Origin of the sequence: Brevundimonas sp. SL130, from assembly GCF_026625805.1 — a bacterium.
In the GTDB taxonomy this organism is placed as follows: domain Bacteria; phylum Pseudomonadota; class Alphaproteobacteria; order Caulobacterales; family Caulobacteraceae; genus Brevundimonas.
This window is the reverse complement of the sequence record NZ_CP113064.1, coordinates 1,432,098-1,445,857: the sequence shown is the minus strand read 5'-3', so window position 1 is coordinate 1,445,857 and position 13,760 is coordinate 1,432,098. Positions and strand designations below refer to the sequence as shown.

Sequence of the window (13,760 nt, the reverse complement as noted above, 5' to 3'; positions counted from 1 at the left end):
TCATTGACGCGCTCGCCAGGGGCCGCAGCCGCCCATGAGAGGTCCAGAAGGGGCAGGTCACCTAACTCCCCGGCGGCCTTTCTCGGTTCGACGGCGTTGGATTCGAGCATATCGCTCTGATCCCAGGCGACAGGACGCACTCCCCACAGCATCTCGCCGCGACAGATCGTTGCCGTAAGGTCTCGGCCTCCTGTGGAGCAAGCGGCAGAAGCGCCATCGCTTTGTTCAGATAGCCGTCCAGAGGGCCGGAGAACGGCCAGTCTGAGCCAGGCACGAACCGTTCGACGCCGACGCCCCTCATCACCTCGACCAGTCTCGCCCGGTTTTCCGGCGATGTGTCCGCATCAAAGACTTGAGCCAGGTCGAAGAACAGGTTGGGTGCGGCGTCAGGCTGTTCGGCCAGAACTTGTCGAAACCCCTCCAGCGCGTCCCAGGTGTTCGCGTCCAGACCACCCCAGCCGCCGGCGTGCGCGATGACGACGGGGACGCCGCGCGCATGGGGCAGAATCTGTTCGAAGACGACGCGAACGTCGCGCGCGCCATAGTCGTCGGCGCGGGTGCGCATGTGGATCAGGATGGTCATTCGGGCGTCCGACGCGGCGTCGAAGACGGCCGTCAGACGCCGGACGTGATCGGGATTGCGAAGATCGACGCCCGAGTTGGTCAGGTGCAGCTTCAATCCTCCCGCGAAGGGCTCATCCTTCCAGGCGGCGATTTCGGCCAGGGCGTCCGGGGCCAGCGGATTGACCGAGACGAAGGCGATCAGCCGTCCGGGGTGGGCGGCGGCCGTGGCGACGGTGAAGGCGTTGGCGCGATGAACCCGCGTGGCGGCGTCGGCCAGTGGAGGAGCCATTAGGGGGCTTTCGGCCAGATAGGCCGTGGACATCATCCAGGCCGTCTGGACCCCCGCCTCGTCCATGTCGGCGAGCAGATCATCCGCCGTCTGCGGCGCGACGAAGGCCGGATCGCAGGCGGCGAGCCGTCCCGGACTGCTGCAATAGGCCGCCAGGATTTCCAGAATGGCCGGCGAATGGACATGGACGTGATGGTCGGTGTGAACCGGACCGAGGGGCTGCGCCGTGCCGGGGGTGGCGATGAGCGAGGTCAGAACCGCGCCCATCGCCATAATGCGTTTGAACAGCATTGAGCAGGAAGACCGGCCTCGCGGTCAGCGCGGCGCCTGGCCCAGCAGCGTCTGTTTCCAGAACAGCAGGCTGGTCCAGAAATAGTAGTCCTCGTTTTCCTTCTTGTGGAAACCATGGCCCTCGTTCTGCGCCAGCAGGTGCCAGGCCGTGCCGCCGTTGCCGCGCACGGCGCGGATGATCTGGTCGGCTTCGGACGCCGGCACGCGAGGGTCGTTGCCGCCGGTGGCGACCAGAAGCGGGATGGTGATCTTGTCCACGCTGTTCAGCGGCGAGATCGCCTCCAGCTGTGCGCGCTGGGCCGGATCACGCTCGTCGCCGTATTCGACGCGGCGCAGGTCCCGACGATAGGACTGGGTGTTCTGGAGGAAGGTGACGAAGTTGGAGATGCCGACGTAGCAGCTCGCCCCCTTCAGCCGGTCGCTGTAATGCACCGCCGCAGCATAGCACATATAGCCGCCGTACGAGACGCCGGTCACCGCGAACCGAGACGCGTCGAGGGCGGGGTCCATCTGTAGCACGTCGAGGAAGGCGCCGATGTCCTTGACCGAGTCCTCGCGCTGGAACGGGCCGTTGTCCAGATTGACGAACCGCGCGCCATAGCCGGAAGATCCGCGCACATTGGGGAAGAAGAGGGACACGCCCAGCTCGTTCAGCAGATAGTTCTGCGCGCCCAGGAAGTCGGGACGGGTCTGGCCTTCCGGCCCGCCGTGGATATCGACGATCAGGGGGCGCTTGCCGGGGAATTTCGTCGGATCAGGTCGATAGAGGAAGCCGGACACGGTCTCGCCGTCGAAGCTCTTCACCTCGACCAACTGGGGCTCGATGTTGATCGCAGGATCCAGGCCGCCGGTTTCGCTGTGGGTCCACTGGGTGACCGCCAGGGTCGTCGGATCAATCGAGAAGGCGTCGCCGGATACGCGGGCCGAGGACAGGCTCAGGCCGATCGCCCCCCACGGCGCGATGTCTATGGCCGGGCCGATACTATAGGGGATGACGCCCTCCGGCAGGCCGGTGACGATGCGCACGGATCCGGTGGCGACATCCATGACCTTAAGCCGCGAGACGCCCGCCTCGTTGACCGCATAGGCGACGAAGCTTCCATCGGGAGCCAGGGCGTAATCGCTGACATCCCAGCGCGTCTCGCGACTGACCGGAACGAACCCGCTCCGCCCGATGCGCCCCAGGCGCAGAAAGTCGGACCCCTTGTTCGAGGTCGCCCAGACGGCGCCGTCGACCGCATATTTGGGATCGACATAGGACACCTCCTCCGCCGGATCCGTCAGAGCGGTCATCCGGCCAGACGCCAGATCCAGTTCATAGACCACCGCGTTGTTGATCGACATCCGGTTCAGGACCAGGGCCTTGGTCCCATCAGCCGAGAAGTCGGCGATGTTCCAGCCGCCGCCGGAAACCTGTGCGACCAGCCGGTCGCTCGAAGGGTCTGCGGGATCGACGACATACAGGTCCATGTCTGCGCCGTTGCGGCGCGACGAAGCATAGCCGACCCCTTTTCCGTCCCGGCTCCAGGCGCCGAACCAGTTGCGGCTCTTGCCGTCGGTGATGCGCGCCAACCGTCCGGCGGACAGGGTGTAGAGTTGATAGAATTCGTCGCCGCCATTGTCCTTCTGCACCAGCAGGGTCTGGCCCGCAGGCGACAAGGCGCCGGCCAGAATCGGCTCCGCCTCGAAACTGATCTGGGTGCGGGCGCCGTCGGGGGCTGAGACGAGATGAAGCTGATCGGTGGCGCCGAACCGGGTCTTGATCAGCATAGACCGATCTGCGGCGTTCCAACCCAGGAAGGCGGCGCGGCGGGCCTGAAGATAGGGCTGGGTGGCGGCGACCAGATCATCGGGCACCGGGGGCAGTCCGTCGGCGACGATGGCGGCGGGCTTCGGCGCTTCAGCCAGGGCCGCAGGAGCGACGCTCAGCGCGAGCAGAAAGGCCATCGGCAGACGCATAATCATGGAACAGCACGCATGGAAAAGGGGGAAGAAAAAGGGGGAATCGCCGGCCCCATTGGAGGAGCGGAGCCGGCGACCCGGAGCGCGGGACCAGAACTAAAAGCGGTACCGCGCGCCAACTGTGACGTACCGACCGATGACGTCGTAGTACGGCGAATAGAGCGACCCGACCGGCGGGTCCTTGTCGAAAAGATTGGTGGCGTTGGCGTACAGCTCGACCCCGTTCGCGCCGTAGTGCGCCAGGTCGGCCGTCAGCCCCAGATCGACATAGGTGAAGGCGTCGATGTGGTTGTTCGAGATCGCGACGGTGCTGTTGTAGTCGCCCGCCGAGATGTAGCGCGCTCGCAGCTTCGCGCCGAACACCTCGCCCTTCCAGCCGAGGCTGGCGTTGACGCGCAGCTTGGGCACGCCCAGACCGAAGGAATAGCCTTGGGATTCGACATATTCGATCTCGGTCACGCCGTCGTCGGTGGTCAGGCTGTTCACCCAGGTGCCGACCAGACGCATGGTCACCCGACCCGTGGCGCCCGGAACCCAGAGATCTGCGTCAGAGGCGTAAGAGGCCTCGGCGTCGATTCCGTCGGTATGGTACTCGGCCAGGTTCACATAGGTGGACAGGGTGCGGGTCAGGTTGCCCGCCGCATCCCGCTCGACCTTTGAGCAGAGGTCGAGGTTGCCGTTGTAGCAGCGGTTGACCAGGTCCTGGGCCGCGATGGTCGTGATCACGTCGTCGATCTTGATGTCGTAATAGTCAAGCGACAGGTTGAGGCCGGGAATGGACGGCGGCGCATAGGTGACGCCCAGGGTCAGGGTGTCGGCCGTCTCGGGGCGAAGGTCGGGATTTCCGCCGCCGTTGTTCAGCACATAGACCAGGGCGCCGTTCTTGGCCGGGTCGTTGAGGTTGTTGTATCCGGTCGTCGTCGTGGTGAAGAGTTCCGACAGATTGGCCGAGCGGATGTCGCGCGATTGCGTCACCCGACCCCGGAAGCCCGGGAAGAACTCATTGGTCGCGCCGACCTTCCAGGACCAGATCGAACCCGTGGTGTCATAGTCGGACACGCGCACGGCGGCGTTGAACTGCAGGTCGTTCAGAACCGGCAGGTCACGGACGATGGGAACCAGGATTTCGCCGAAGGCCTCCTTGACGCTGAACTCGCCGGACATGGCCGAGAAGCTGAAGGTGGTGAAGGCCTTGGCCGCATCCAGCGCGCCGACGGTCTGATCAACCGACTCCTTGCGGGCCTCCAGGCCGACGGCGATTGAGACATCACCCGCCGGCAGGCTGAAGGGCTCGCCACGCAGGCTGACGCCCCCGACGTCCAGCGTGGTGTTGGCGCGCATGCTGGGGGTGCCGGTGACGTAGTCGATCGCCTCTTGCGACGGCGAGCCGAGACCGAACAGATTGATCGGGACGCAGCCCGAGTTGGCGTTGGTCAGGGTCACGCGGCAAACCGCCTGGCCGGTCGACGGATCGATGACCGAATCCACCGCCTGGGCGTAGTTGGTGGTCAGCAGGAAGCCGGGCGTGTCGATATTGTTGTCGTATTCGCCGTGGCTGTAATAGGCGTCCCAGCGCCAGTTGTCGCCGAACTCGCCGTCCAGGGCGACGGTCGCCTGAGTGGTGACGCGTTCGAAGTCGATGCTGGAATAGGACAGGTCCGAGTTGAACCGACCCATGGTGAAGCTGGTCTGGCCGGCCGCGGCCATCTGAGCCTTGATCTCGTCCGAGAGGAAGGCGTTGTCGCTCTTGATCGTCAGATTGCCGCGATTGTGGTCGCCGAACCAGATGTAGTTGTTCCACATCCGCGAATGACGGACGTCGGCGGTGAAGCGCAGCTTGTCATTGATCTCGTAGGTGACGCTGGCCAGGCCGGTGTAGCGCCTTTGCGGCGTGACCAACGGGCTGAGATCGTCGTTCGACGGACCTTCGCCGCCGATCGAGTTGGTCCCGCTGACCGTGCCGTAGTCGAAGGCGCGCAGCGTGCCGTCCGAGTTGAACACCTTGCCGGCGTTGACGCCCGACATAATCAGGCCGCCATAGGCCGCGTTGGCGAAGCCCACGTCGGGTGTAATCGCACCGTTGACCGTGGCCCACCGGCCGATGTTCGGGCGCGAGGTCTTGGGAATGACGCCTTCATTGTCGATATATTCGCCGCCGATGACGAAGTGACCGCGACCGTCGGCGAAGTCCGTGCCCCAGGCGCCTTCGAACCGCTCCTGCTCGGCGTCGTCATAGGACGAGATGCCGTACTCGGCGCCGATCTTGCCACCGGTGAAATAGCGGTCGATGCCGATGTTGACGACGCCGGCCACGGCGCCCGATCCCCAGGCGGCCGAGGCGCCGCCGGTGACCACATCGACGCTCTTGACCAGGACCGACGGCACGGCGTTCAGGTCGTTCTCGCTGGACACCCGGCGTCCGTCGATCAGGACCAGGGTCCGGTTGATGCCCAGGCCCCGCAGATCCACCGGCGCGTTGCCGGCGCCGGTGTTGGTGCCGGTCGTCTGGGCGGAGGTGGTGGCGCGGAACTGCGGCATGTCGTTGAGCGCAGCGGCGATATTGGAACGGGCCCCGACCGACAGATCCTCGGCGGACAGGTGGATGGTCGGCGTCGGCGCCTCAAAGCCGGCGCGGTCGATGCGCGAGGCGGTCACGACGATCTCGTCGACGGAAGAGTCGGCGTCGGCGGCGCCATCAGCTTCCTGGGCATGAACCGAAGTGGCGCAGGCCAATAGCGCAATGGCGCTGCAATAATGGGTCAGATGGCGGTTTAAGCGAGACAAAGCGAGATTCCTCATGGCGACGACGCCCCTCCCCAGGGATGCCCAATGCGACTGACGCTCTGCGGCGTCCGTTCACCCCAGCTGTCATTGGGCCTGAGAGTTTCGAGCCGTCGCCGACCCTTTCTCCTTCGGCGAGACCGCATCCCCCGGATCCGGCCTTCTCTCCAGCGTTCCTTCAGCAAGACGGTCCGTTTGCCTGAGCGTTTCCGGGGCGGTTGCGCCTTCGGCGTCGGCCGGAGCCGATCTCTCCCGCCTTGCTAAGATTGAGTAAAATCGACCCGGCCTTTGGTGTCAAATACGCCACGAATGCACTTTTATTGCCCAAATTAGCGCAATTTTCGCATCACCTTGCTATTTGCAGACCGATCCTATCGTCTCGATCCGCCGCTGCTTCACGGCGCCCGCCGCCATGACGGCGTGGTGACAGAAAGCCTGGATTCAGCGCCTTCGGACTTATCCACAGGAATGATCAGGGCGCGGCAGGATCTGACGGCGCCCTGACGCCGCTCCGCATCGCTTCACCCCATCGGGTCAGCAGGGTCGCGCGGCGCGCCTGATCCAGATTGGCCAGCAGGGCCGGCCCCACCCGGATGGGCCGAACACCCGGCGCGGCGGGACGCATGGGGGCCTCCACGTCGTTGCGGACCGGTCGAACACCCAGGGCGCCGATCGCCCGCTGTCCTTCTCGGGACAGGAGGAAGTCCAGAAACAGCCTCGCCGCATTCGGATGAGCGGCGTTGCGCGGGATGAAGGCCACCCGCGAAACAGACAGGTGATAATCGTCGGGCGTGATCAGTCCGATCTCTGGCGCGCGCGCCGCCCAGGAGGCGCCGTAGGACTGGTTCATATTATAGACGAACGCCATCCGCCCATCGGCGATCTGTCCCATCATCCTCTGTCCCGAGGTGTCCAGCCGCGGACGCTGGGCGCCCAACGCCTCCATCAAAGGCCAGGCGTCGGGATAGATCTGCACGTCCGCCGACAGCTGCATCAGGGCCACGCCGCTCTGCTCGGCGTCATACAGGGTCACACGCCCGTCAAACACCTCCGGCCGGGTCGTGAGCAGTTGGAGAAGGGCCGCATGACTGCGGGGCGCGACATCGGGCGCAATCCGGTTTCGATTATAGGCGAACACGATCGGCTCCGCCGTCAGCCCATAGCCCTGATCGCGCCATACCGACCCGTCGGGCATGGCCGCGCGGTGCGGTGATCGATAGGCCTGGGCATAGCCGTCGTTGATCAGCTTGACCTGCATATCCATCGCCGTGCTCCAGACCAGGTCCGGCCCATCCCGTCCGCTGTCCGCAAGCCGCCGCACTTTCTCGGCGATCCGGGTGGAGTTTATGTCCTCCAGGCGCATCTGGATCTCGGGCCAGTGACGGCGGAAGGCCGCCAGCACGGGGCCCATCAGGCTTGTGTTGGTCAGGATGTGCAGCGCCCCTTCCCGCCGCGCCAGCCAGCGCACCCGCGGCGCCGTCCCCGCGCCCTCCGGCTCGGACGAGCAGGCGGCGACGCTTAACCCGGCCAGGCCGAGAAGCAGATGTCGTCGATCCGTTTTCACCGCTCCGGCTTTCTGGTTATGTGTCACGCATGATCCATCGCCCCCTCTGTTCGCCATGAGAATACTCGTCGTAGAAGATGACAAGGCGTTGCGGCATTCACTTGAAGCCAGTCTTCACGATGCGGGTTTCGACGCAAGGTGCGTCGAAGGCGGCGAACAGGCCCTGCAGCTTGAGGCCGCTGAGGGTTTCGACGCCGCCATCCTGGACATCGGACTTCCCGACATCGACGGCTTCGAAGTGTTACGGACCCTGCGGCTTCGCGGATCGTCGACGCCGGTGCTGATGCTGACGGCGCGCGACGCCCTCGGCGACCGGGTCGCGGGCCTGGATCTCGGGGCCGACGACTATCTGGTCAAGCCGTTCGCCCCGTCCGAACTGGTCGCCCGTCTGCGCGCCATCGTGCGTCGACGCCAGGGACAGGCGGCCGGCGCCGTCGTGGTCGGAACCCTTTTCTGCGACTGGCGCACCGGCCGCGCCCACGTCAACGACCGCGACCTCGCCCTGCGTCCCCGCGAATGGGCGGCCCTGCGTGTCCTGGCGTCCCGGCCGGGACAGGTGGTGGACCGCGATCTGCTGGCCGCCGAAGTCTTCCCCCAGGACGAGGCGCCCTCGCTCAATGCGCTGGAGATCCATGTCGGGCGGTTGCGGCGCAAGCTTCAGCCTGACGGCCCTGCCGTCACCAACATCCGTGGCCGCGGATATCGTCTCGATCCATGAGCCGCGCCAGGCCCGCCCGGCCCCACAGCCTCGTCATACGTTTGCTGATCGCCCAGGTCGCTCCCCTGGCGCTCTTCGCTGTCGTGGTTCTGACTGTCGGCGCCTGGACGGCCCAGCGGGTGGTGGCGAACAATGCCGACCGTCTTCTGGCCGGCGCGCTCCAGACCATCCGCGAGACGGTGTCGGTCGCCGACGGCCGCATCACCGTGGACGTCGCGCCTTGGGCCCTGGCCCTGCTGGACGGCCCCGAACGCGACGCCGTCTTCTACAGCGTCCGCGAAGGCGACCGTCTGGTCACCGGCTACGCCGAACTGCCGAACCTTCCCCAGGCCCAGGCGGACCGGCCCGTCTTTTCAAACCTGTCCGTCAGAGGGGTTTCGGTGCGCATGGCGCAACAGACCCTCCTCATACCCGGCCGCCCCGTCCCCGTGCGCGTCTCGGTCGCCCAGAGCCTGGATTCTCGACACGCCAGCCTGCGCGAACTTTACCGCAGCATGCTGCTTCTGCCGGCCCTGCTGGTGGTGCTCGCCGCGCTTCTGGTCTGGCCTGCGTTGCAATGGGGCTTAAACTCGCTGAAGCGTCTGATCGACGATCTGACGCGCCGCGGCGGCCCTTCGGCCGAGTTTGCGCCGGCCAATGTCGATCTCGCCCCCCGCGAGCTGTGGCCCGTTCTGACCGCCTTCAACCATCTCCTGGCGCGGCTGGAGACCTCGACCTCCGGCGTCCAGCGGTTCGCCGCCGACGCCTCGCACCAACTGCGCACCCCGCTTTCGGTGGTCGCCGCCAATCTCGAGCTTCTGGAGAGGGCTTCGCGTCCCTGGACGCCTCAGGAGAAGCGGCTGATCGCCGATTCGCGCGACGCCGTCAGCGGTATGACGCGCCTCGTCGGACAACTGCTTTCCACAGCCCGCGCCGATGGCGCGCGGATATCGTCCTCCGCCGACCTTGGCCGCGCCGCACGCCGCGCCTGTCAAGCCGTTAGGGAGCGCCGCGCCTTTCCCGACGGCGCCCTGCGCCTCCGCCTGCCGGCCGAGCCGGTCACGGTCCTCGGCGCCGAAGACCTCATCACCGAACAGATCCTCAACCTGATCGACAACGCCTTTCACCACGGCGCACCACCTGTGATGGTGCATGTGCAAACGACAGGTGCGGTCTGCGTCTGGGATCACGGACCAGGCGTCGATGAGGCCACGCTTCCCCACCTCACCGACCGCTTCTTCCGCGCCAACTCATCCCAGGCGTCCGGCTCCGGCCTCGGCCTGGCGATCGTTCACACCCTGACCGAAGCCCAAGGTGCGCAATTCAGAGTATCCAATCGCAGCGGAATACGAAGCGGCCTAGTCGGACGAATTCTCTTTCAACTTGTGGAAGGGCAATTTGTCGAGGCGAGCACTCCTCGTGATTGACTGGGTGGCTATCCGCTGCACCATCGCTTCCAGATCGTCGCGCGCGATCAACGTCCGACCGCGCGCCTTCACCAGCGGCAGTTCGCCTTGCGCGACCAGCCGGTAAAGCGTCGAACGGCTCAGCCCGGTCAGGGCCAGCACTTCATTGACCCGGTAGGTGATCCGATCCTGCATGCATCCGGTTCCGACAGCACGGCATGAGCGCCGCCCTGTCGGACTACGGCCCAGGCGGGGGCCCGTCCGTTGCAAGGGATTGAGGGCCTACCCCACCCAAAACTTGAATTATTCGAATAATTCAGATAACCTGAGGTTAGAGAGGTAACTGATGACCCATACCGTTTCGTCGGCCGATTTCCTGAAATCCTACGGCCGCATCGCCGAAGTGGCGCTGCGTGAGCCGGTGTCGATCACCAGCCATGGCCGCGAACGGCTGGTGCTGCTTTCCGCCGAAGAATACCGCCGTCTCAAACAGAACGACCGCACGGCGCTCTACCCTTGGGAACTGGACAATACGGCGCTGAACGCCCTTGCCGCCGCCGAGTCGCCCGCCGAGGCCGCCGATTTCGATCACGAAGTCCGCTGATCGCCGGTGTCATTGCCCGAGCCAGTTCCCGGCCTCATCATTTCCTATGCCTATCTCTGGCGCGACGAAGCCCTGCGCGGTCAGGAAGACGGCCGCAAGGATCGTCCCTGCGTCATCATTCTTGCGGTCGAGGAAGGCAGTGGGCGAACCGTCGTCACCGTCGCGCCGGTCACACATGCGCCCCCTACCCATCCGGAAAGCGCCATCGAAATTCCAGCGGCGACCAAACAGCGCCTCGGGCTCGATAGCGAACGCTCCTGGGTGATCGCCGCCGACCTCAACCGATTTATCTGGCCGGGCGTTGACCTCCGCCCCATCCGCCGGGGCGCAAAAACCTATAGCTACGGCCTGCTACCCGCCGCTCTCTACCGGCAGGTGCGCGACCGGGTCGTGGCCCTGGCCCGCGCAGGCCGAACATCCATCACGCCGAGAAGTGAATAAGGGTGTCGGATCCCAGCCACAGGCCTCTGTCACGGTCTGGCGACCGATCTGGTCGTGTTCGCGGCGGCAATCGTCGAGGCTGCCGAATATGGTGAAGCATACTTCCTCCATAATCGACGTCTGGATTGAGAGACCCGGTCGCCAACAATCCCTCCTAGAGCATGGCTCGCTTTGACGGAATCGGGATTCCCAAGTTTGCGGTGATCTGATTCAACATCCGTGCTGGATGGGAGGCCAGCCCGGATGACGGCTCCTTATTCGATGGATCTTCGTGAGCGAGCGTTGGCGCGTAAGGCGGAGGGCGAGACACACCGGGAGATCGCGGCGGCGCTTCGGATCAGTCCGTCTTGCGTGTCCAAGTGGACGAAGCGAGTTGGAGAGACAGGTTCGGTGGCGCCGGGCCAGGTCGGCGGCCACAAGCCTCGCACGCTGTCAGGAGACTGCGCCGAATGGCTGCGCACCCGCATCGCCTCAGGGCCGTTCACGCTCAGAGGACTGACGGCCGAACTTGCCGCGCGCGGGATCAAGACCGGCCCTCGAGCGGTGTGGGTGTTCGTGCACGCTGAAGGACTGAGCTTCAAAAAAAACACTGCTGCCTGAGGAGCAGGCCCGGCCTGACGTCGCGCGCCGCCGCGCACGCTGGAAGGCGCATCAGGGGCGGATCGACCCGTCGCGACTGGTGTTCCTGGACGAGACCTGGGTCAAGACCAACATGGCGCCCTTGCGCGGCTGGGGGCCGAGGGGGCGACGCTTGAAGGGCCACTCGCCCTTCGGTCACTGGAAAACCCTGACCTTCATCGCCGCCCTGCGCCATGACCGGATCGACGCGCCCTGGGTTATCGATGGTCCGATCAACGGCGCGATCTTCCTCGTCTACATCGAGAAAATACTGGCTCCGACCTTGTCGCCTGGCGACGTCGTCGTCCTCGACAACCTCGGCAGTCACAAGGGCAAGGCCGCCCGCGCCGCTGTCAGGGCCAAGGGCGCACACATGATCTTCCTGCCCCCTTACTCCCCCGACCTGAACCCCATCGAACAGGTCTTCGCCAAGCTCAAACACCTCATGCGCAACGCCCAGCCCAGAACCTTTGAAGCCACATGGCGAAAGGCCGGAGAGATCATCAATCTCTTCAGCCCCGCCGAATGTGCGAACTACCTCGTCAACTCAGGATACGGTTCCGTGTGAAGGAAGCACGCTCTAGCACTTGCGGCGGCCTTGTCGAAAAGTGCACAACAGAACAACCTAAGACTTTGGATGTGTGATGACGCAATCGGCAACGCTGAGCCTACATACCGTCGATTATCCGTTTGAGACACTATCTCAGCGGGCGAAGGCTTCACCGCCCAAGCTAATTCTCGACCCCGACTTTCAGCGCAAATACAAATGGGACAAAGATGGCTGGGGCCGCGCGTCAAAGTTCATCGAGTCATGCTTGATGAGGATCCCCCTGCCGTCCTGCTACTTTGCCGAGAATGAAGATCGAGCGCACCTCGTAATCGATGGCGTTCAGCGCATCACGACAATCATCCGGTTCATGGACGACGAATTCGCGCTTGAGGGCATGTCCGCGTTTCCTGAACTTGAAGGCAAAAAATTCTCCGAGCTTGGGACATTGGGCGCGGACTTCGAGTCGACCACTATTCGTTGCGTCGTTCTTCGAAATGAAAATCCTCCTGAGCTAATTGCCGAGATCTTCTCACGCCTTAACAAGGGCGCTGTCGAACTGTCGGATCAGGAAATCAGGCACGCGCTCTTTGCCGGAAAGTTCGACAGACTGCTGGGTGAGCTATCGGCCATTCCCACAATTACGAATTTCAAAATGGGTAAGGCCGGTCAGTCGCCCAAAGACTCTCGCGAAGGCGAAGAACTTGTCCTGCGGTATTTCGCCTTCAAGGAAAACGGGGGCGACTACGGCGACAACCTGACCAAGTTCTTGGACAAGTTTATGGAGCGGTCTCTCCAGTTTGATGACGAACGCATCAATGACCTTCGAAACGAATTCCAAAGCAGCTTGGCCGCTTGCAAAATCCTATTCGCTGACGATGAGATTTTTTCGGATATCAGCCGAGATCGCCGTCGCCAGGGCGTGGTCTATTATGACCTCTTAATGGGGTCACTCGGTGCGATTGATCCGGCCGTTCTGAAGGACAGACGTGAGCAAATCCGCACCGCTTTCACAGAACTCTGCGCTTCGCCCGATTTCCGACGACTGACCGCAGGGGGCGTCCAGCGCAAGACGTCAATCGCGCGACGAAACGCGCTTTGGAAGACTAAATTGTCGGCCGCCATAGCGTGATAGACGGCGCCCTTCTCACCAACTTCCAGGCCCAATTGGACAACCTGAAACAGGTTGTTGCGGAGTCTAGCGCTCGATCAATCCAAGACCCGCCCGACGCCTTGTTTTACGAACATCAGAACGTTTTCATAAAATCGTATCTCGTAAGCGCGTGTTCGATGCTGGAAGCGTTTATTCAAGACCTCGCGACTGCCTATGTCGAAGAGATCGAAGCTAGGATCGCCGCAGCTAACCTCCCCCACAATCTGGTCGTTTGGCACGTCGAGCATGAAAAGGGAAAACTTCAGTTCAAGCCCTTCGCTGCGACGAAAGGCAAAAAGGAGATCGCCGAAATGATCTCCCCGAATTACTGGAAGACCATCAAAGCGTTCGAGACCGTTGGGATCGATCTATCGGCCTCGAATGTTATTACGTTCAAAGACTTGATCGTAAGCAAGGTCGAGAAGCGCAACAAGATCGTCCACCACAACGATGAAGCGCTGGACCTCAGCTTTAGCGACATCTCCGACACAATAGAGAAATTCCGCGAATATATGGATTGCCTCTTCACCGCTGTCTGCGCCGACCCGCATATCCAGCCGTAACGGCAGCGATTGGTTAGCTTAGCTAGCCCACCATCCCGTGCCATGCCTTTCGGCGCGATTCTGAAAACCGTACCAAAACCGGGCCACAAGGACGGCTTGCCATGGCACGATTTGGCAAGTCGGCCGTAAGCTACTATTTTTTGAGGAAAAAATGGCGGAGACGGAGGGATTCGAACCCTCGGTACCCCTTACAGGGTACGACGATTTAGCAAACCGTTGCCTTCAGCCACTCGGCCACGTCTCCAGCGAAGGGCTCGATAGCCGAGCATGATGCGTCGTG

12 protein-coding genes, 1 tRNA gene and 1 riboswitch are annotated in these 13,760 nt (G+C 63.5%); of the genes, 7 read left to right on the top strand and 6 right to left on the bottom strand.

Going from position 1 to position 13,760, the window contains the following annotated elements; all coding sequences use genetic code 11:
• Positions 1-61: 61 nt before the first annotated feature.
• From OU998_RS07265 to OU998_RS07250, 4 genes are all read right to left on the bottom strand, one after another.
• A complete protein-coding gene (locus tag OU998_RS07265; RefSeq protein WP_267516274.1) occupies positions 62-1,144 on the bottom strand; it encodes an amidohydrolase family protein in 1,083 nt (360 codons plus the stop codon).
• A gap of 24 nt (positions 1,145-1,168) precedes the next feature.
• A complete protein-coding gene (locus OU998_RS07260) occupies positions 1,169-3,091 on the bottom strand; it encodes a S9 family peptidase (RefSeq protein WP_267516273.1) in 1,923 nt (640 codons plus the stop codon).
• Between the two features lie 111 nt (positions 3,092-3,202).
• The gene (locus OU998_RS07255) at positions 3,203-5,890 is read right to left on the bottom strand and encodes a TonB-dependent receptor domain-containing protein (RefSeq protein WP_267516272.1); all 2,688 of its coding nucleotides are present in this window, start codon (positions 5,888-5,890) and stop codon (positions 3,203-3,205) included.
• A gap of 174 nt (positions 5,891-6,064) precedes the next feature.
• A riboswitch (glycine riboswitch) is annotated at positions 6,065-6,152 on the bottom strand.
• 207 nt (positions 6,153-6,359) lie between these two features.
• Complete coding sequence (locus OU998_RS07250) at positions 6,360-7,451, bottom strand: ABC transporter substrate-binding protein (RefSeq protein ID WP_267516271.1); 1,092 nt, start codon at positions 7,449-7,451, stop codon at positions 6,360-6,362.
• 55 nt (positions 7,452-7,506) lie between these two features.
• Between OU998_RS07250 and OU998_RS07245 the strand changes: the two genes are divergently transcribed.
• Together OU998_RS07245 and OU998_RS07240 are read left to right on the top strand one after the other, a co-directional pair.
• Positions 7,507-8,169: a response regulator transcription factor gene (locus OU998_RS07245; RefSeq protein ID WP_267516270.1), complete on the top strand. Its 663-nt coding sequence runs from the start codon at positions 7,507-7,509 to the stop codon at positions 8,167-8,169.
• A complete protein-coding gene (locus tag OU998_RS07240; protein ID WP_267516269.1) occupies positions 8,166-9,575 on the top strand; it encodes a sensor histidine kinase in 1,410 nt (469 codons plus the stop codon). The genes OU998_RS07245 and OU998_RS07240 overlap by 4 nt, the downstream gene beginning before the upstream one ends.
• Here OU998_RS07240 and OU998_RS07235 read toward each other — a convergent pair.
• Positions 9,507-9,749: a helix-turn-helix domain-containing protein gene (locus OU998_RS07235; protein ID WP_267516268.1), complete on the bottom strand. Its 243-nt coding sequence runs from the start codon at positions 9,747-9,749 to the stop codon at positions 9,507-9,509. The two genes, OU998_RS07240 and OU998_RS07235, sit on opposite strands and share 69 nt — an antisense overlap.
• Positions 9,750-9,900: 151 nt before the next feature.
• On the opposite strand from OU998_RS07235, the gene OU998_RS07230 reads away from it, so the two are divergent.
• The 5 genes from OU998_RS07230 to OU998_RS07210 all read left to right on the top strand — a co-directional run bounded on the left by OU998_RS07230 (position 9,901) and on the right by OU998_RS07210 (position 13,480).
• On the top strand, positions 9,901-10,158 hold the full coding sequence (locus OU998_RS07230) for a type II toxin-antitoxin system prevent-host-death family antitoxin (protein ID WP_267516267.1): 258 nt from the start codon (positions 9,901-9,903) through the stop codon (positions 10,156-10,158).
• A 6-nt stretch (positions 10,159-10,164) separates the two neighbouring features.
• Positions 10,165-10,599 (top strand): growth inhibitor PemK, encoded by a 435-nt coding sequence (locus OU998_RS07225; protein ID WP_267516266.1) that lies wholly within the window; start codon positions 10,165-10,167, stop codon positions 10,597-10,599.
• A 243-nt stretch (positions 10,600-10,842) separates the two neighbouring features.
• Positions 10,843-11,785, top strand: a protein-coding gene (locus OU998_RS07220) for an IS630 family transposase (RefSeq protein WP_267513427.1) whose coding sequence is annotated in 2 segments (ribosomal slippage) — positions 10,843-11,178 and positions 11,180-11,785 — 942 coding nt in all. Because the reading frame shifts where the segments join, the coding sequence is not laid out codon by codon here.
• 76 nt (positions 11,786-11,861) lie between these two features.
• Positions 11,862-12,896, top strand: a complete 1,035-nt coding sequence (locus OU998_RS07215; protein WP_267516265.1) for a DUF262 domain-containing protein — start codon at positions 11,862-11,864, stop codon at positions 12,894-12,896.
• Positions 12,893-13,480 carry a HEPN domain-containing protein gene (locus tag OU998_RS07210; RefSeq protein ID WP_267516264.1) on the top strand — a complete coding sequence of 196 codons (588 nt, stop codon included), beginning with the start codon at positions 12,893-12,895 and terminating at the stop codon, positions 13,478-13,480. The genes OU998_RS07215 and OU998_RS07210 overlap by 4 nt, the downstream gene beginning before the upstream one ends.
• Before the next feature lie 152 nt (positions 13,481-13,632).
• Here the strand turns inward: OU998_RS07210 and OU998_RS07205 are convergent.
• A tRNA-Ser gene (locus tag OU998_RS07205) sits at positions 13,633-13,724 on the bottom strand.
• Positions 13,725-13,760 lie beyond the last annotated feature (36 nt).